General features: G+C 35.5%; 22 protein-coding genes and 1 tRNA gene. 9 read left to right on the top strand and 14 right to left on the bottom strand.

The annotated features are described in order from the left end of the window. Positions 1 to 2: 2 nt before the first annotated feature. Genes ABIL69_02720 through ABIL69_02735 form a run of 4 tightly spaced genes read right to left on the bottom strand, consistent with a single transcriptional unit; the run spans position 3 to position 3,118 of the window. A complete protein-coding gene (locus ABIL69_02720; GenBank protein ID MEO0122901.1) occupies positions 3 to 842 on the bottom strand; it encodes an RNA polymerase sigma factor RpoD/SigA in 840 nt (279 codons plus the stop codon). 4 nt (positions 843 to 846) lie between these two features. Next, on the bottom strand, positions 847 to 2,337 hold the full coding sequence (locus tag ABIL69_02725; protein ID MEO0122902.1) for a DegQ family serine endoprotease: 1,491 nt from the start codon (positions 2,335 to 2,337) through the stop codon (positions 847 to 849). Positions 2,338 to 2,345: 8 nt separating this feature from the next. Continuing rightward, positions 2,346 to 2,795 carry an Hsp20/alpha crystallin family protein gene (locus tag ABIL69_02730; protein MEO0122903.1) on the bottom strand — a complete coding sequence of 150 codons (450 nt, stop codon included), beginning with the start codon at positions 2,793 to 2,795 and terminating at the stop codon, positions 2,346 to 2,348. A gap of 17 nt (positions 2,796 to 2,812) precedes the next feature. Further along, entirely contained in the window at positions 2,813 to 3,118 is a 306-nt protein-coding gene (locus ABIL69_02735) for a hypothetical protein (GenBank protein MEO0122904.1), read from the bottom strand. Positions 3,119 to 3,237: 119 nt separating this feature from the next. Between ABIL69_02735 and ABIL69_02740 the strand changes: the two genes are divergently transcribed. From ABIL69_02740 to ABIL69_02750, 3 genes are read left to right on the top strand one after another with little or no spacing between them, the layout of a single operon-like run. Further along, complete coding sequence (locus ABIL69_02740; protein MEO0122905.1) at positions 3,238 to 3,786, top strand: hypothetical protein; 549 nt, start codon at positions 3,238 to 3,240, stop codon at positions 3,784 to 3,786. After that, positions 3,783 to 4,766, top strand: coding sequence for a hypothetical protein (locus ABIL69_02745; protein MEO0122906.1), 984 nt, complete (start codon positions 3,783 to 3,785; stop codon positions 4,764 to 4,766). The genes ABIL69_02740 and ABIL69_02745 overlap by 4 nt, the downstream gene beginning before the upstream one ends. Beyond that, entirely contained in the window at positions 4,763 to 5,440 is a 678-nt protein-coding gene (locus ABIL69_02750; GenBank protein MEO0122907.1) for a hypothetical protein, read from the top strand. Before ABIL69_02745 ends, ABIL69_02750 begins: the two co-directional genes overlap by 4 nt. On the opposite strand, the gene frr is transcribed toward ABIL69_02750, so the two are convergent. Genes frr through rplM form a run of 6 tightly spaced genes read right to left on the bottom strand, consistent with a single transcriptional unit; the run spans position 5,441 to position 8,853 of the window. After that, positions 5,441 to 5,998 (bottom strand): ribosome recycling factor, encoded by a 558-nt coding sequence (frr, locus tag ABIL69_02755; protein ID MEO0122908.1) that lies wholly within the window; start codon positions 5,996 to 5,998, stop codon positions 5,441 to 5,443. A gap of 20 nt (positions 5,999 to 6,018) precedes the next feature. Continuing rightward, entirely contained in the window at positions 6,019 to 6,726 is a 708-nt protein-coding gene (gene pyrH, locus ABIL69_02760; GenBank protein MEO0122909.1) for a UMP kinase, read from the bottom strand. Continuing rightward, positions 6,719 to 7,306: a translation elongation factor Ts gene (gene tsf, locus ABIL69_02765; GenBank protein ID MEO0122910.1), complete on the bottom strand. Its 588-nt coding sequence runs from the start codon at positions 7,304 to 7,306 to the stop codon at positions 6,719 to 6,721. The genes pyrH and tsf overlap by 8 nt, the downstream gene beginning before the upstream one ends. Next, on the bottom strand, positions 7,307 to 8,014 hold the full coding sequence (rpsB, locus tag ABIL69_02770; GenBank protein ID MEO0122911.1) for a 30S ribosomal protein S2: 708 nt from the start codon (positions 8,012 to 8,014) through the stop codon (positions 7,307 to 7,309). Between the two features lie 15 nt (positions 8,015 to 8,029). Next, the gene (gene rpsI / locus ABIL69_02775; GenBank protein MEO0122912.1) at positions 8,030 to 8,413 is read right to left on the bottom strand and encodes a 30S ribosomal protein S9; all 384 of its coding nucleotides are present in this window, start codon (positions 8,411 to 8,413) and stop codon (positions 8,030 to 8,032) included. 11 nt (positions 8,414 to 8,424) lie between these two features. Beyond that, the gene (rplM, locus tag ABIL69_02780; protein MEO0122913.1) at positions 8,425 to 8,853 is read right to left on the bottom strand and encodes a 50S ribosomal protein L13; all 429 of its coding nucleotides are present in this window, start codon (positions 8,851 to 8,853) and stop codon (positions 8,425 to 8,427) included. A 170-nt stretch (positions 8,854 to 9,023) separates the two neighbouring features. Between rplM and ABIL69_02785 the strand changes: the two genes are divergently transcribed. From ABIL69_02785 to ABIL69_02805, 5 genes are all read left to right on the top strand, one after another. Further along, the gene (locus ABIL69_02785; protein ID MEO0122914.1) at positions 9,024 to 9,224 is read left to right on the top strand and encodes a hypothetical protein; all 201 of its coding nucleotides are present in this window, start codon (positions 9,024 to 9,026) and stop codon (positions 9,222 to 9,224) included. Between the two features lie 13 nt (positions 9,225 to 9,237). Beyond that, positions 9,238 to 9,786 (top strand): hypothetical protein, encoded by a 549-nt coding sequence (locus ABIL69_02790; GenBank protein ID MEO0122915.1) that lies wholly within the window; start codon positions 9,238 to 9,240, stop codon positions 9,784 to 9,786. A 39-nt stretch (positions 9,787 to 9,825) separates the two neighbouring features. Further along, entirely contained in the window at positions 9,826 to 10,677 is an 852-nt protein-coding gene (locus tag ABIL69_02795) for a hypothetical protein (GenBank protein MEO0122916.1), read from the top strand. A gap of 72 nt (positions 10,678 to 10,749) precedes the next feature. Next, positions 10,750 to 10,822 (top strand) — tRNA-Ala (locus tag ABIL69_02800). Between the two features lie 117 nt (positions 10,823 to 10,939). After that, entirely contained in the window at positions 10,940 to 12,088 is a 1,149-nt protein-coding gene (locus tag ABIL69_02805; GenBank protein MEO0122917.1) for a radical SAM protein, read from the top strand. A gap of 1 nt (position 12,089) precedes the next feature. Here the strand turns inward: ABIL69_02805 and ABIL69_02810 are convergent, their stop codons facing one another. From ABIL69_02810 to ABIL69_02825, 4 genes are all read right to left on the bottom strand, one after another. Further along, complete coding sequence (locus tag ABIL69_02810; GenBank protein ID MEO0122918.1) at positions 12,090 to 12,962, bottom strand: membrane dipeptidase; 873 nt, start codon at positions 12,960 to 12,962, stop codon at positions 12,090 to 12,092. After that, positions 12,959 to 14,026 (bottom strand): metallophosphoesterase, encoded by a 1,068-nt coding sequence (locus ABIL69_02815; protein ID MEO0122919.1) that lies wholly within the window; start codon positions 14,024 to 14,026, stop codon positions 12,959 to 12,961. Before ABIL69_02815 ends, ABIL69_02810 begins: the two co-directional genes overlap by 4 nt. Next, positions 14,026 to 16,464 carry a DNA polymerase I gene (gene polA / locus ABIL69_02820; GenBank protein ID MEO0122920.1) on the bottom strand — a complete coding sequence of 813 codons (2,439 nt, stop codon included), beginning with the start codon at positions 16,462 to 16,464 and terminating at the stop codon, positions 14,026 to 14,028. The genes ABIL69_02815 and polA overlap by 1 nt, the downstream gene beginning before the upstream one ends. A gap of 74 nt (positions 16,465 to 16,538) precedes the next feature. Then, positions 16,539 to 16,904: a hypothetical protein gene (locus tag ABIL69_02825; GenBank protein ID MEO0122921.1), complete on the bottom strand. Its 366-nt coding sequence runs from the start codon at positions 16,902 to 16,904 to the stop codon at positions 16,539 to 16,541. A gap of 144 nt (positions 16,905 to 17,048) precedes the next feature. Here ABIL69_02825 and ABIL69_02830 point away from each other — a divergent pair, with 144 nt between their 5' ends. Then, complete coding sequence (locus ABIL69_02830; protein MEO0122922.1) at positions 17,049 to 19,166, top strand: PEGA domain-containing protein; 2,118 nt, start codon at positions 17,049 to 17,051, stop codon at positions 19,164 to 19,166. Positions 19,167 to 19,169: the final 3 nt, after the last annotated feature.

The raw sequence follows: 19,169 nt of genomic DNA on the forward strand, positions 1-19,169 counted from the left end.
ATTTATTTTATCCGCGGGAGGATTAAACGCAATTTTTTCAATGCGTTATCCCTTATCTGCCTTACCCTCTCCTTTGTTATATTCATTAACCTGCTTATTTCTTCAAGACTTTGAACCTCAAAATCGCCGAGCCCAAAATTTCTTTCTAATATCTCTTTTTCCCGAGGCGATAATTTCTTCAACGCCTTTTGAATTTTTTCTGATTCTTGTTTCTGTTTCAAAATTTCTTCGGGTGATGGTAAAACTAACTTTTCTGATGCACACTGCTCAATTGATATTGTTTCTATCATAGGACCCGATTCCTCATCCATCTGCGTCTCGTCAAGCGAAATCATAGGAAGTAACTCAATAAGGGCATTTGAGACCTGGTGAACAGAAACTTTAAAATGTTTGGCAATTTCCTGTATTGTCGGTTCATGTCCATGTTCCTGAACAAAATTAGGGATGAACATCTTTATTCTTTTTGCCAGATTACTCTTTGGTATGAGTTCCTGTTCAGAGAATATTGCTTTATAAATCTCGCGCTTTATCCACCATGTTGAATATGTGCTAAACCTGTAGCCCTTTCTTTCATCAAATTTATCTACTGCATGCATCAACCCCTGTGTCCCAGCATTTATCAATTCACTTAAACTTAAACTATAATCCTGATATTGCTTACAGATATGAAGAACATTTCTCAAATTTGAAAGAATTAGTTTTTCTTTGGCATTGTTGTCTTTTTTTTCTCTTATCCTGCGGGCAAGTTCAAATTCTTCTTCTTTTGAGAGAATGGGATATTTACTGATCTCTTCAATAAACTGTTGTAGCCCTGCTTCCTTTACCCGTTTCTTTATCCCCATTAATCTATGGTGTCACTGCCACATATCTCTTTCTCTCACCACGTTGAACTTGAAATATCACCGGCTTACCTTTTCTTAAATTCTGTACTGCATTTTTAAAATCAGCAATATTTTTAATATCTTTATTTCCAATCCCGAGGATAACATCTCCAACCTGTATTCCAGCATCTCCTGCCGGAGAATTAGATTCCACACTCGTCACAACAACCCCTTTCTTAGCGCTGATATTATACATTTTTGCATCAGGGCTGTCAATATCCACAACCTGCAAACCGAGTTTGGTTTCGTGTTCTTCACCACTCTTTGCAACAACCTCTTCTTTCATTTCACCGATCTTCACCTTTATCTCCATTTCTTTACCATTTCTTATCAATCTTAATTTTACGCTCTTACCCGGTGTTGTTGATGCAACCATTATCCTGAATGACTGAACATCAGTCACCTTCTGTCCATCGTATTCAATAATCACATCACCTTCTTTTATTCCAGCATTATCTGCAGGTGAATTAGCAATAACTTCATTTACCAGAACACCATCAAGAGATTTAAGGTCCAATGCGTTTTTCATATCCTCTGTCAGTTCCTCAAGATAGACACCAAGATAACCTCTTGTGACCTTGCCTTTCGTCTTCAGTTCTTCAATAATATTCTTTGCAAGATTTATTGGTATGGCAAATCCAATTCCGATATTGCCGCCACTCGTTGATGTAATTGCTGTATTAATGCCTATTACTTCACCTTTAAGATTTAATAATGGTCCCCCTGAATTACCGGGATTTATCGCCGCATCGGTCTGCAAAAAATTTTGTAAATCAGGACCTTCACTTAATGGGATATGACTTCTGCCCTTTGCTGATATCACGCCGACAGTAACCGTTCCTTCAAGATTAAAAGGATTGCCAACAGCCATTACCCAGTCACCAACCTTTATCTTATCAGAGTCGCCAAAATTTAAATAAGGAAATTTTTCTTTTGTTTCTATCTTTAACAACGCAACATCTGTTCGGGAGTCAGAACCGATTATTTTGACATCCTTACCTTTATATTCTTTCTTATTGGTAAGACGGATTATAATATTATTTGCATTCTTTATAACATGGTGATTTGTTACGATATAACCATCTTCGGAGATGATAAAGCCAGAACCAAGGGTTGTAGTCTTGCTCTCACCGCGTGGAAAATTTCTGAAGAAGTCACGGAAGAAGTCTTCAAATGGACCACGGAAATTCCATTCAAAGTCTTCTATACCTGTTTTAACAGTTTTTTCAGCCGAGATATTTACAACTGCAGGTGAAACCATTTCTGCCACTTTGGTAAACGGACTCTCTCCTTGTTCGGTGATGATTGGATTTAATCCAACCGTGCCCTGACTTGCTTCGGTTTTGTTTGAAATAACAGGAATCCCAGTACTTATAATCAATCCGAACAAGAAGGCGACAATTGCTGACACCCCAGCAATGATACCCACACCCCTTAATGAAATTTTGCCTTCCATTATCACCCCTATTTTATCTCAACTTCAATTTCTTTCGGTTTCATTGTTTCGGGTTTGGGTAGTGTTATATGTAGCACGCCATCCTTATATACCGCCTTTATTTTATTCACATCAACTTCACTCGGTAACGATATCGTCCTTGCGAATTTTCCGTACATTCTTTCAACTCTATGATAGGTCTTGTTTTTAGTCTCAGTCTCCTGTTTTCTTTCCCCGGAAATGGTCAATAAGTTGCCCCGAACAGAAATCTTTACATCCTCTTTTTTCAAGCCAGGTAGTTCGGCACTGACAATGAAATTTTCGTTATCTTCCTCAATATCAATCACTGGAATCCAAACTCCTTCTGATTCCTCAGCAAGTGGTTTACCAAAGAATGCATTAAATAGCCTATCCATATCCTCTCTTAATGAAACCAATTCCCTGAAAGGATCCCATCTTTTAATAAATTTATCTGCCATGGTTAACCTCCTTTCTTTTATTTATTCTTCTGACCAATTTTTTTATATTCTGCTTCCTTTTTAGTTATTTCATTCTTAATCCGTTTTATTTTTTGCACAAGACCTTTAATATTTTTATCACTTTTGAAATCCTCATTTCCCTTCAACGGGAAAAAACCATAAAAAGCCTCTCCGAGTTCCTTAAACAATTCCTGCAACTGCCTCTTTAGTTCAAATATTTCCATTTTCAACTTACCCTTCATCGTCAGGTCACCAGCTTCCTTGCTCAGAACCTTAGAAGCATCCTCAAGCCACCGTGAAAAATCATCCCAGAATTTAGGCATTTTACCTCCTATTCGTTATTTTGACAAAAAATAGCCGTTTGAGTTTAGTATAATAATCGGTAAAATAAAAGCCCAACTATATATTGACTTGTGCTAATTAGTATATAATATTTGTCTATATGACGGGAGTCTTTCTAATTATCATAAGTCTAAGCAATATTTCTACCGATTCAGTAATTGCAATAGACCGCAATTATTTTGTCGATGGAATCCATGGATTGATCGGTGGCGCAGTTGGTTTCGGGTCAGTTGCTTATATTACATTTTTTTCGCTTTCCCTAACCGATTATAGTACGGGCAACTTTGCTCAAGAACTTGGCTATGTGTTTGGTTATACCGTTGGAATGCCCATCTGTGCATCTTCTTTTATTCATTTTAGTCCTTATAATAAAAATCACTCAAAAAAATCTTTTATTCAGGCTATAAAAAACAGTTTTATTGGTGCCCAACTCGGGCTCTGTACAATCCTAATCACTTCACATATCTCTCGTGATACAAAATATTGGGCAGGGCTTTTTATCCTTCCTCTTCCAATAATCGGTGCGGTTATGGGACACAATACTCTACCCTTAGAAACCAACTATAAATCTATAGATAATGAAGACAATCTAATGAAAACCAATACTCCAAAACTATATTTAAAAATTTTTAAAATTGATTTAAAATGAAAAAATTCCCTCTGCTCATAACCTTGCTTTTTATTGTCTGCAGTGATTATTATGGGCACTTTGTTCCGCTTGGTGATGAGTTTGAGGACCGCTGGAAGAAAATTAATTTTGAAGATTTGATCTACCGAATAGAGGCATCAAAAATTAACAGAAACGAATTTTTCATCGGCAGTGAAAACAATATATATATCCTCCAGGACACTGTCATAAAACGACTGCCGATTACCTATCCATATAGAATATTAACAGTTATTGCATCTTCTTTTAATGCTCCCCAGCGATTGCTCATAGGAACCGATAATGGCAAGATTTATTATTGTAGTATGGAGAGTATTATCAGAATAATTTCTGTTCCAGATATTGAGTGTATTGAGTACCTTTCATTCTCACCATTGGACACATCAATATTTTATCTTGCCAGTAGCAATATTTTATTGAGACCCGATATGACAGGCATTGACTTTGATACAATATTGACTGGTTCAGACAAAATCATAAATCTTTCGGTCAGAGAATCTGGAGAGATATTTGTAGCGACCACGCATTGCTTGTTAAACTCAACAAATCAGGGGCTTCACTGGGATACTCTTTATAATTCAGAAACTGAACCAATAATTGCTTTTGCCATTGATAAAAAACAAAGACTTTATCTTTTGATTCAAAACAGAATTATAATGTCTCAAGATTGGACAAACTGGACCGAACTCAAAAATGTTCAGTCCAATAATTTGTCAATTATAGGCATTGAAGATGGATTATTGCTTCTTTGTTCAAACGGCTCTAATGTAAATGCATTTAAATTATATGCAGATGGAAGAATATATGATATATCAATGGGAATAGTCCATAACTTTTCCTGCATTTCAGAATTACCAATATTGGTTTCAGTAAATGGCAATAAATACCTTATATCATTCAGCGATGCATTTGAATCCGAATCTGCCCTTTTATATTTTTTTGATACCCCTTTACCCCCATGATCTTCTTTCTAATAAATTCAATCCCATTTTTACTCGGATTAAAGATAGACTATTGCACTATCGGGCATTTTAATAAACATTTCCAATTTCTTGAAAACAGGGCATCAATGCTTGGCTGGAATGGCGATCTTGGTAGATTTGATAATATATTATATTCGCCGACCCTGGAATTAGAATTTATGAAGATTGAAAATCTCTCAACTTGCCTTTCAATTTACTATTTCAGGGACAAAAGTACCGGGAAATTCAGTTATCCTGCTGGTACCGATACATTCTGGTTAAATGAAGAATGGCGATATTGGCGAATACCCTTTGATATTAAGTTCAATCTTTACCTTGGTCCAATAATCTTTATAAGCGGGTTTGAAGTTTCATTTACAAAACTGACGATTGATGCACTGAGTAATTATCAGATGAATGAAAAATATCCTAAATATTTTGAGAGCAATGATGTAGGGCTGTTCATAGGATTAGGAAAAAAGATAAAAAAATTCCAATTTGAAATTTTTTATACTTATACACGGAATGACCAGTTTTATAATGAAGACGGTTTTTTATATTACAATGAGATAATGGGATATATTTATATCGGTCCTGACAATCATAATAATCCAACTGCCATTTTAGACCATTCAGGGATAGGTATTATATTGTATTATAACTTATTTGATTAACTAAACTTCTCTGATTTCCTTTTCTTTTTTCTTGAGTATCTCATCAATTTTTTTTATATACTCATCGGTCATTTTCTGGATTGATTCCTGTGCTTTAAATGAGTCATCTTCAGAAATCTTTTTTTCCTTTTCCGATTTTTTTAAGTCATTATTTGCATCCCTTCGTATGTTTCTTATCGCAACCCTGCATTCTTCAGCCAGTTTTTGTGTGAGCTTCACGAGTTCTTCCCTTCTTTCTGCAGTCAATGGCGGCAAAGATAGTCTAATCACATTACCATCATTATTCGGGGTAAGTCCGATATCAGCTTTGTATATTGCCTTCTCAATCGCAGAAAGTGCTTGCTTATCCCAGGGCTGGATTACGATCAACCTCGGCTCAGGGATGCTGATGCTGGCAACCTGATTTAATGGCAAAAGGCTATCATAATACTCAACCTTTACGCCGTCAAGAAGTGCGGGCGTAGCCCTTCCGGTTCTTATTTTTGCAAATTCCTGATTTAAAAGGTTTATTGATTTTTCCATTTTCTGCCGGGCATCGTTTTTGATTTTATCTATCATAAATTTCCTCCTGAATTTCCTCAATAAACAAGGGTACCAACTGCCTCTCCGTAAAGAATTTTTTTGAGAGGATATTTCATAAGATTATAAACATAAATGGGAATCCCTGCATCTTTGCATATTCTAAATGCCGTAATGTCCATAACATTTAGATTTTTTTCGATCGCCTGTTGAAATCTCAACTTACGATAAAATTTCGCATTTTTATTCTTTTTAGGGTCGGCTGAATATACACCGTCAACCTTTGTTCCTTTTATTAGTATTTCTGAAGAAAATTCAACGGCACGAAGTGCGGCAGCAGTATCAGTAGTAAATAAAGGATTACCTGTTCCCCCTACCAGAATGATCACACCACCTTGATTATAAATCGTTTGGTCTTCTATTTTGTGAAAACTCTCTACAAATCCCGTAACTTCAAAACTGCTGCGCAAATAAACATTATCTATGGTTTTTTTTAGTATTGAATAAAGTGCCATACCGTTGATTACCGTAGCAACCATTCCACACAAATCTGCTTCCACTGGATTTAACCAGGAAATCTCTTTGCCTCTTATTATATTACCGCCCCCGACTACAACTGCGGTTTTAACACCAAGTTTATAAACTGAAAGTATCTGCTCGGCAATGTAATTTAATATGCTCGGTGTTAAAACTTCGTCATTCTGTCCGAGTATTTCACCGGAGATTTTTAAGAGAATTTTTTTGTATTTTATCTTGTCTCTACTCACCGAGGCGAAAACGGATGAATCTTCTGATTACAATATTTTCGCCAAACTTTGCGATCTGTTCTTTTAAATAGTCACCAACAGTCTTTTCCGGAATTTTTACAAAGGGCTGTTCTAAAAGACATACCGAATTATAAAATTTTTCCATTTTACCTTCAATAATCTTTTCAATTATTTCAGGGGGTTTTTTGACATCCTGCATCTGACTCCGATATATTTCTTTTTCCCTTTCAATTATTTCGGGTGTAAGTTCTTCACGACTTACCACCAATGGTTCGCTTGCCGCAATCTGCAATGCAATATCATGTACGAACCTGCGAAAATCCTGGTTGCGAGCCACAAAATCAGTTTCGCAGTTTACCTCAACAAGAACCCCCAATCGGTCTCCAGGATGGATATAGGCATCAATGATGCCTTCTTTTGTAATCCTGCCCACCTTTTTTGCAGCAAGGGCTACTCCTTTCTTTCTCAAAATATCAACTGCTTGTTCTATATCTCCATTTGCCTGCATCAAGGCATCTTTACAATCAACAATACCTGCACCGGTCCTTTCCCTTAACTCCCTGATTTTTTCAGTATCCATTTATGCCTCCTTTTCTTCAGTTTCAAAACCTTTTCTACCCTCAAGGACTGCATTAGAAATGACCTTTGCAACAAGGGAAATTGCCCTGAGTGAATCATCATTCCCCGGAATCGGATAGTCTATATCGGTTGGATCTGTATTCGTGTCCACAATTGCAATTATTGGAACACCTACCTTCTTTGCTTCTTTAACTGCAGTAGCGTCTTTTATTATATCAACGATGAATACCAGTCCTGGTAGTCTGTCCATTTCTTTTATGCCTTCAAAATACTTTGAAAGTTTTGTAAACTCGCGTTCATACCGGACAAGCTCCTTTTTGGGAAGCATTGACCACCGTCCGTCTTCTTTCATCTGTTCTAATTCTCGCAATCTTTGCACCCTCGTATATAATGTGCTAAAATTTGTAAGTAAACCACCAAGCCAGCGCTCAGTGATATAAAATGCACCTGCCCTTAATGCCTCTTCTTTTATTACATCTCGTGCCTGCTTTTTTGTTCCCACATATAATATTCCTTTTCCCTGCTCCGCAATACGAACCGTTATCTCATAAGCCTTTTTAAGATTTTCAAGGGTCTGGCGTAGATCAATGATATGAACCCCATTCTTTTTACCAAAAATATATTTAGCCATTTTTGGATTCCAGCGCTTTGTCCTATGTCCAAAATGTATTCCGGTACTTATCAATTCCTGCATTGTAACTATCTCCAAAATACCTCCTTCTCTTTAACGTTTGGAGAATTGGAATCTTTTACGTCTCTTTGCCAATCCATATTTCATACGCTCTTTTTCCCGTGGGTCTCTTTTCAATAATCCCGCACTTTTTAATGTTGGCCTCAACTCAGGGTTGAAATTAACGAGTGCCTTGGCAATCCCTAAACTAACCGCACCTGCCTGACCAGAAACCCCGCCACCTGAAACCTTCGCATAAATATCCACTGCCCCTTTTACACCAGCGGTAATCAAAGGCAGATTCACAAGATCAACAAGGTCCTGGCGACAGAAATACTTAATGGGATCTTTTCCATTTATTTTTATTATTCCTTTTCCTGGAAATAATCTAATCTTTGCCACACTCCTTTTACGCGAACCAGTGAAGATTGATTCCATTAATAAACCTCCTATATCTGAATTTCCTTTGGTGATTGTGCCATATGAGGGTGCTCAGTCCCAAGATAAATCTTCAATCTTTTTAGTCGTCGTGCGCGGAATTTATTCTTGGGCAGCATGCCGCTGACCGCATGATAGAGCACCTTTTTTGGGTTCTTTTCAAGCATAAGTTTCAGATTAATTGCCTTTAAACCACCAAGATAAAAAGAATGTTTATAATAAATCTTATCTTCCAGCTTATTGCCCGTGACTTTAAATTTATCAGCGTTGAGCACAACCACATAATCCCCACAATCAACATGGGGAGAATATTGTGGTTTATCTTTACCTATTAGAATTCTGGCAATCCTTGTTGCCATTCTTCCAAGTATCTTACCCTGGGCATCAATCACATGCCAGTTTCGTTTTATCTCAGATTTCTTTAAAACCTTTGTTTTCATAGCCTAAATTATAACCATTTTATGAAAAAAGTCAATACCTGAAAATTTTTAATACCATCCATTATTCTCATTTGTTCTCAATAAAAAAATGGTTCTAAAATCTCTGTTCAGAACACATTGTTGACAACTATATATATATGAATATAATGTATCTATATTAAGGGGGAATCATGAAAGAGGAAAAAATTAACGAAACACTACTTGCCAGCATGGATGAAGCAGCACAGAAGGCCAAAGAAGAATTTGACCAGATGCCAGAAGATGTAAAAAAGGTCATTTCCCAGTGGATGAGAAAATGGTATCTTAAGGCAGGCTATAGAAGACTTGGCAGGATTGCGGTCGCATATGCAAAGGCACTTGAAAAAGGATAAACGGAGGCATTGAATGATATTTGACGATATGGAGGACTCTGAAAAAGGGCCATTCTGCAAGCCATTTGGACAATTGTTTTATGATAACTTGGAGAAAATGCCCTCTTTTCAGATTGTTGAAGCCTACCTTTCTTTTCTCATTGACGCTCAGGATAAAATTCAAAAGGCAATAGCCATTCTTGAAGGCGCGTTAAAAAAAGGTACAGAAAGACTGAAAGAAATTCAAAATCCCGATGAGTTACAATTCTATTTTGGCAAGATAACCTCAGCCCGCGGTGAAATTGAAAAAGAAATTGAAAGATTGTCGCGCAATCGTCGCGATATTGAAAGTCTAATCACTGAATATTCGGAAAAAGGCGTATTTAATGTCCCTTTAAAGGAATTTATGATTACATTTGATGCTGAATACCCGATAAAAGTAGAGAAAAAACACATTGACAGTGATGAGTGTTATACTACAGAAATGAAGGCGTCAGATCTTATCGGCAGTGCTGGATTTGAGCACCTAAATCGGTTAATGACCGGATATATTCTAAAAAAATTGCTCACAAAAAATAAATGATCATTGACTAATTAAGAATTTTGGATATAATATTTTATTATGAAGAAAATAATGTTTATTGGATTGATTGTGGTGTTCAGCCCTCTATGGGCAAACTGGACGAGAATGAATACTTTGGTGGTTGGCGATTATATAGATGACCCGGTGAATATAGGTATCTATCCACAACACATAAATGTATTTCCAAATAATTTCTATGGCGATATAGTATCATTAAAAAACGATTTTGGTATAGTGATCACACCCATTGAGAAATATGGTGGGCTCGCGTTCTGGCAGGATAAGAATTTCAACATTGGCTATGGCATTACTGTAAAAAAATTTGAACTCGGTATTATGGGTTCACCGGTAAAAAACCGTAATCGCCTGGGCATAGGATTGGGCTACGCGACGTTTGATATGCGAATTGATTTCTCGGGTATTATTAATAACGAAATAAATGTAAACGAAAGCTATGATATAAATATCAGGTTGCTCAAACGTAAAAGTGAATATATCTTGATTCCAAAGTATTCATTGAATATTAAATCTGCACCCTATGATTATCAGAGCCATAATATTGGTTTGGCACTCCAGAGGCTCATTCTCAATGATGGATTCGTTATATTGGGGATGGAATATCTATTGCGCCAAGGGGATATCACGGCTGACTTCGCCTACTTTTTTGCTGGGTTTGAACTACCATTGAATAAAACATTCTATCTCCGAATGGGTGCGCGTGAAGAGTTTAACCAAGACTTCGTTCCTCAAGCATGGATTGTGGAACCCGGGATTGGATTACGCATAAGGGAATTTAATCTGGATTTTCATCTTAATCAGGAAAGACTCTTTAATAAAGAAACGACTTTTTTCAAATCCTTTGGCTTAGATCTGAACTTTGGAAGATTTTAATTCTTAAGATAATAAGTTTTGGGGCATCAGTTATTCCAACCACTATGCCCTGTAACCAATAAACATCCGTTAGGGGGTGTAGCTCAGCTGGGAGAGCAATGCGTTTGCAACGCATAGGTCGGCGGTTCGACTCCGCTCACCTCCATTAAGCGTGCATAAATAAGTAATAGATCTTCTTCAAAGATGTAGGATGCAAAAAATATATTTTGCAAGTCCTACATTTAGTAATTACGAAAATAAATGAAATAAAATGGCAGGTAAAATGAATTTTGCAGACTTTCAAGAAAACAGAGATTTGATTATTAATATTTTTGTTACGAGCAAATGCAACGCCCGCTGCCAGGAGTGTATCAATCAGACGATTACGAATAATTCAGAACTACAACCAGAAGAATTAGAAATCAATATAGAACGCGATTTAAAAATCATAAAAGAAATACTCAAGAAAAATAAAAACCTGCCGGCAACGATGTGTTTTTATGGCGGAGAACCACTCCTTGAACCCCATCGTTTTGTGCCGATAATTGAAAATTTGCAGAAAGGTAAAGATTATAGCAAAGTTAAATTTATGATTTATACAAATGGAGAATTTCTTGCCAGATTTTTTAAAGACTATTTAGAGATTGCTAAAAATATCTGGATTTACGCGGTGTCAATTGATGGTGACGAAGAACAGCATAACCGGGTAAGGATTGGAACAGACCTCAAACGGATCAGGAAAAACCTTAAATTAATAAAAGGAGATTATCGCGGTAATATTTTAATGTGGGCAACATTACGTGAAGATCAATCATTATTGAAATGTTTTGAAGAATTTATCAGATTATATAATGAAGGGCTTGTTAATCATTTCTTCTGGCACTGGCTTGAAACCCAGGATGATTTTAAAAATTTTTCTGCATATTTTGAAAATTACACAAATGATTTCAAAACAATAGTTGGATATTACATTGAAAAATTAAAGAACGGAATTTTATTACCCATTGCCCATCTTAATGAGTTGGTTTTATATCTAATTACAGAAAAGCAGAGAAATCATACAGCTTGCGGTGCAGAGTTAAAAACGAATTACGACCTCGTCGGTGGAGAGATACTTGCCTGTGTTGATTTACCATTTGAAATTGGTAAAAAATTGAAACAAAATCCAGAGGAATTTCTATTATTGAAAGAATCGCTCGGTTGTTATAATTGCGGTATCCACTTTTATTGTGGAGGGAGGTGTCCAATACAAATTCTATACGGAACAAAATTGAGGACGAAACAATATTGTGAGCTATTAAAAGCCCATGTCCAAATTGTAAAAGAAAGGCTATCAGAGATAAAAAAAATCCTCATTGATAAAGATATTAAACTCCAGGATATTTACGACCGTTCGGCTTTTATCGTGCGTTATACGGATGTTACACCATAATTTATATTTCTCTTAAAATCCCCAAAAAATTTCTATAAAATATTTTTTCAATTTGGTTTTCTTTATAACCTTTTTCTCTTAGCATATTTTCAATTTTTATATATCCTTCAGGGCATTTCAAAATTGGATCAGTGATTCCATCAAAATCACTACCCAGCCCCACGCTACTAATTCCAAAATTTTTATAAAGATAATCAATATGCTCAACTACATTATGAGTCCCAAGGTGTTTCTTAGAAAAGTTCATACCAATAACGCCGTCTCTCTTCACAATTGCCCTTATTGCCTGGTCATCAATGTTTCGGATAAATGGATTTAAACTCCTGATACAGGAATGTGAGGCAATTACTGGATTTTCACTGATTTCACAAACTTCTAATGCTGTTCGGGTTGAGGAATGGGAAAGGTCTATTATTATGTCATAGTACTTAAGCATTTTAATAAATTCCTTACCCATTCTTGTTAATCCCTTTTTATCATTATCAAATGCGGAATGAGCGAATCTATTTGAATTATTCCAGGTAATCGTAAATACACGCACACCGAGTTCATAAAAGGTCTCAAATTGTGTGAAACTTTTATCAAATATATGACCACCCTCAACTCCCAATATGATATTTGTTTTTTTAGTATCAAGTCTATTTAATTCGTAAAGAATATTTATTTCTTTTCTGCTCTTCAAATAATTCAATGTATTCAACACAAGTTTAACACCCGCATCAAATGGCTCTTTCTCTTTTGGATAAATAAAATGGGCAAATATTGCCCCATAAAATATCTTATGATTTAGATAGTCAGGTTTGAGGTGCTTGAATTTTTTCTTTTTTATATTCAATGGTGTATCACAATGAAGGTCAAAGACAGGTATATTCATTTGTTTAACCTCAGTGAATCAAAGACCGTTCCATCAGGTTTTATTGCCCTTAATAATAATTCCTTTCTTTTAACAGAAACCAGGCAAAAGTGATGGGTTTTTTCTGAATATGCAGTCCACTCATTCTTTCCTACATTATATAGTGGTGCACCACCGCCTGCACAGACTATATAAATAACTCCGTTTATCTCTTTTGTTCTCTCATAAGAATGGTCATGTCCACAGAATACGATATCCACACCATATTCTTCAAATATGGGACACCAAGTCTTGCGCACCTTCATATCACTACCATGACTTCCTGAAGAATAAGGAGGTCTGTGTAAATTCACAAATATCCAGTGAATGGTTGTATCCGTAGAGAGAAATTTCAATTCCTTGACGAGCCATTTCTGTTGTAAACCAGCTAATTCCATTTCGGTATTCAGGCAAATAATACAGACATTGGCGAATCTCACCGAGTAAAAATCTTCTATTCCGGGCAGGGCAAAGAGTGTATCATACTGCCAGAAAGGTTTTTCATGATTGCCAATTGCGGGCAAAAATAGTTTTTTCGAAATGATTTTACCTTCTATATTAAAAAATCTCCTCCAATCATCAGTGCTATATCCCCTGGTAACGAAATCTCCGGAATGGATAATAAATTCAAAATCATATTGTGAAATTCTATCAATCACTGCCTGGTGGCTAGTAGAATCACTTCTTGTATCACCAATTACGATAAAATTAAACGAATCTGCAAACAAGGGGAAGGTTTTAAATGTATTTATTTCTCCATCCGGCAAAATTTTGTAGTAATACTCTGACCCAGGATTAAGATTATTTATAACTATATGATGGAAATTTGTAAATTTATATATTGTGATAGTATCCCTTAATAACAAATCCGTCCCAAAGGCAACAATACTTGGCATTGGCAATTTTGTGTTCCAATTGATTACGACCGAAGTTGATGGTGATGAACTCGGTGTTAGATAAGGTGGAGAATCAAAACTATAAAATTGTCTCTGTTCAAGACTTGCAATCTGATTGTAAATTATCAATGTTATAAAAAAGAACTGCATCAATGCACCTCTTTCCAATTTTTCCCTATACCAATATCAACCTCAATAGGTACCTCAAACTTATGTATATTTTCCATCACCTCTTTTATTATCTCTTTTGCCTCCTCAGCACGCTCCTGTTCTATTTCAAACAAAAGTTCATCATGGATTGATAATACAAGTCCGCTTGCGAACTTTGCATCCGAAAGTCTTCTTTCAACTTCAATCATTGCGAGCTTAATCAAATCCGCAGCAGTCCCCTGTATCGGTGTGTTTATTGCCAGTCTCTTTGCTGATTCCTTAAGATTAAAATTCTCTGAATATATCTCGGGGATAGGTCTTCTTCTACCAAATATTGTCTCTGTATAACCTTTTTCTTCAACACTCTTTATTGCCGACTTTCTCCACTCTTCAACCCCAGGATACAGTGTGTAGTATTTCTGAATAAATTGACTTGCTTCTTCACGGGATATACTCAATTCCTGGGCAAGCCCATAATCACTCATTCCATAAATTAAACCATAATTTACCACCTTTGCTATCCGTCTTTGATGTTCATTGACATTCTCTTCAGGGGTATTAAATATCAAGGATGCAGTATGGTTATGGATATCACGACCTGATTTGAATGCATCAATGAGATTTTTGTCCTTGGTTATATGGGCAAGAATCCGCAATTCAATCTGGGAATAGTCAGCAGAAATAAGCAAAAACCCATCTTGGGCAATAAATGCCTTCCTCAGTTCATTACCCCAGTAACTTCGTATCGGAATATTTTGTAGGTTTGGATTGCTCGATGAAAGCCTGCCTGTAGCAGTTCCGGTTTGATTGAATGTAGTGTGTATTCTACCGTTTTTTGCCAATTCAATTAAAGGGTCAATATATGTGTTTGCAACCTTTGCCAGTTCGCGATACTCAAGGATTTTGCGTGGCAATTCGTGCTTCGCACTCAATTGCTGCAAAACCTCAAAATCTGTAGAAAAATGTGATTTTCCTTTTTTAACCGGGGTAAGTTTTAACCTTTCAAATAAAACTTCCGCAAGTTGCTTTGGAGAATTGATATTGAATACACATCCAGCAATCTTATAACACTCATCTGCAAGGAGGCGAACATCTTTTTCAATCCTTTTCTTTAGCTCCTTTAAAAAATTGAGATCAATCCCAATGCCCCTCTTTTCCATTTTTGCCAGCACAATTATTAAGGGTTCTTCAATCCTTTTATAGAGTGTTAATTCATCAATTTCTTCCAGTTTTTTCTTTAAAACAGGATAAAGTTTTAATGAAAGGTTGGATATGACCTCGGGCGATGAGTCCACATAACAATTAAGATATTTTAAACAGATATCTTCAAATCGTTCGTTCTTTAGATTCGGCTCTATAAGCCAGGATGCTATCTTCACATCAAATAGCGGCGGGGTCAGTGGAATTGATTTATATATTTCTTTTAAATCAAACCCGATCTTTGTTATCCCTGTATCAGATATAATCTTTTTCCCATCTTCTAAGTTCGTAGTATATATCTCCCCTTCACTAAAACTCAAAAAAACTTTATCTTCACTAAATGCGATACCAAGATTCTTATTTATTACAGCACCGGGCAATTCTGTTTTTTTATTAAAATTCTTTGCATCAAATTTAGGTGCAAATTCTTTTATTAAAGAATGGAATTCAAGTTCAGAGAGAATTTTTAAAAGATTATCTATCTCTATATTTTTTGCCGCCAAATCGTCGATCTTTATTTGGATTGGAGTATTAATATCCAGTTCTACAAGTTTCATGGATAACTGAAGCAGATTGCGATGTTCTTTTAATTTTGACTCTTTTTCCATTGCTGTTTCAAGATTCTGATATTTTTTCAAAATCTCTATTGCCCGATGTGGACCAATGCCGGGAACTCCAGGGATATTATCAATTGAATCACCACAAAGTGCAAGGTATTCACCGATACGTTCAGGTTCAACACCAAATTTTTCTTTTACCTTTTCTCTATCATATACTACATCATTAAAGACATCGTAGATAAATATATTTTCTGAAATTAATTGCATAAGGTCTTTATCTGAACTTACAATATAAACTTCACCATAATCTTTCAATTTTTTTGCTAAAGTTGCCAGAATATCATCTGCTTCATAACCGGGCATTTCAAAACTTTTGATGCCAAGATAATGACTTATTTCTTTTACCTTTTCAATCTGAAATGGTATATCTCTTGGTGCGGGTGGCCGGGTTGCCTTATACTCCTTATAAACCTTATCTCTAAAGGTCTCACCTGGGGCATCAAATGCAAGAACTATATAATCACTTGCAAATTTTGTCTTTATTTTTTTTAGAGAATTGAGGAAACCAAAGACCCCTGAAGTATTCTGCCCTTTTGAATTCTTGAGTGGATTTTTTATAAATGCAAAATAGGCACGGAATATCAGAGAATGGGCATCAAGAAGTAAAAATTTTTTCATTGCCAATTATATCTGATATTAAAAATATTGCAAGTATAAATCTTTGATGACTTCGAATACTAATGGTCTATGATTCATTCGTCCCAGAGACGCTTAGTTACAAATGATTCTTTATAAAACACAAATTCAGTATTCGGTTCTTCAAATCCTTTATCAAGCCCTTTTTTTATAACCGTTGTAAATAAAACCATCAGGTGTTCTTTAATTTTCTTTTCCAATTCTTCATTAGCAATCGTCTTTATTTCTTTTGGCTCGATCTTCAAATCAATCAAAGCCCTTTCTTTAGATATCCTCCCATACCAGAATATATCTTTATCCTCTCCCCTGATTTGATACTTTACAATATAGTCTTCCCCATCTTTCCAGAATTTTAAAAAATATACGATATAAACCTTTCTGGTCTCTGCCTTATATTTAAATTCATTTAATTGTTGGAGCATTAAATAATTATATCAGGTTTCTCTTTAAAGTCAATCAGCAGGACATTTGCTAATCTCTGAATCCTCTACACATTTATTTAAATTATTTTTAACCCTTAAACTGCCTATTGATTATCGTCGACATATCAATATGAATTAAATGTAGTGGCCGAGTTTACTCGGCTTTTTAAATATTTGCAGACCAAGGTCTGCCACTACAAATCTTACGAAAAGATTTTATTGAAACTAAAGAAACCATTCTATAAAGTTGGAAAGAAGTCAGTTTTAACCGCCCTTGACATATTATATAATGTTTATATACTTATTATATGGGGTTTGATCTCCAAAAAGGTAGGGGTTATGAATAATTGTCCACATTGTGGCGCAACAATAAAAGAAAATTATAAATTATGCAGTGCCTGCGGTACAATCCTGATAAACCTCAGTACTGAAACCACTGCCCATATAAATCTTTTAAGGAAAAAAATTGAATCAGACCCAAAAGATGTAAATTTACGGGTTGAACTTGGAAGTCTTTATCAAAAAAATGGGCTCCTTTATGAAGCACTTGATGAATATAAAATTGCAATAGGAATAGACCCAAATAATTTTGATGCCCATAGCAAATCCGCATTAATTTATCTTAAACTAAATGACCTGCACAATGCCGAATCTGCGTTCCATTCAGCGTTACATATCAAACCTGATTCTGAAGAATCACTCATTGGTCTGTTTCGTGTATATTATCTGCAAAACAAAACTATTGAAGCGATTACTATTGGTGAGAAGGTCGTCAAAATCAAACCCGAGAGTGTAGAGTTCCATATGTTGATGAAAAATCTTTACAAACAAAAGGGCGATAAAGAAAAGACATTTTCAGAATTACAGAAATTAGAGCAACTTGTTCCTGATAATGAACAGGTGATAAAAGAAATTGTCCAGTATTTTACCGACCAGAACGATATGGAAGGACTTGCCAAATATTATCAAAAAATGGAGGAGATGAATATAGAAGATACAAAACTGGGCATGGCGATTGGAAAATATTATTATGAAAATGGCAATTATGAAAAGGCAACCGAGATGCTTAATAAGTTATTAACTAAAGAAGGAATTACTGATGAAATGCGAACTATGATACTGACCTATTTGACATTTGCAAGTTTTGCCAAGAATAATCTTACTGAAGCAGAAAATTTTGTATTAAAGATACAAGAACCATTTGATAGAATAGATGAACAATCACGCAAAAAATTAGCTTTGATTCTCTCAAAGATTGGCACAAATAAAATAAATAATAACAAAAAGAGAGAAGCAATATCTTTCTTTGAAAGGGCAATTAAATGTGATCCCGATAATAAACAATATCAGGAAATTCTAAGCAAGATAAGAACCGAAATTTTAGCCGCACAGAGAAATTTTATTAAAAAGGCATTGCTAATCGCTGGCAGTGCAGTTGCGGTTTATATCATCGTGATATTATTATGGAATTTCACACGCAATAGAATTATAATAAATATTGAACCCACAACTGACTTAACAATCTTAATTGACGGAAGGCGAATGGAATTGGTAAATAGAAAAATTGGTGTTTATGAGACACCGGAACTTTTCATGGGGTCTCATATTATTGATATTGAAAAAGAAGGGTATGAAAAATGGCAGGCAAAAGTAAATCTTAGATTCGGGAAAAATACTGTGATTAGTGCAAGCCTTGTTCCAATCTATGGTGTATTTCAGATAAATTCTCAACCCGAGAGTGCAGATGTCTATCTTGATGGAATGCTCGTTGGCAAAACACCCTATATATCAGAAAATATACAGGCAATTCCACATAAACTTGAATTGAGAATGCCGGGTTATCAAATATTCACGAGTGATATAAAGCTCGTTTCAGGCGAGACGCTTGACCTTGGAATTATTATCCTTAAAAATCTTGTCGGTAATTGGAAAGGAAAGATCGGACATGATGGAATTTCGTATAATGCTTCTTTTAAAATGACGGTAAATCAAAAAGATGGTCAGATTAAAATAAAATATTTTCACCAGCCAAAAAATGAGATGACTTATAGTGGTGAGATAAATGGGGTGATATCAAAGAATGATTTTCTTGCTGATGGTAATGTAAATTGTAAGGAACGAAATGTGTTTTACTGGACCACAACAAAAAAGAGGGTTATTTTAAAAGGAAAAATTTCTGATGATTGGGAGCGCATTGAAGGCAAGCATTATGCCGAAGGCCTTGGTGAAAAAGATTGGTGGGCAGTTAGGGAGGAACAATAGAAT

The sequence above is a fragment of the candidate division WOR-3 bacterium genome (assembly GCA_039802005.1).
Taxonomy (GTDB): domain Bacteria; phylum Hydrothermota; class Tepidihabitantia; order SM23-42; family JAOAFX01; genus JAOAFX01.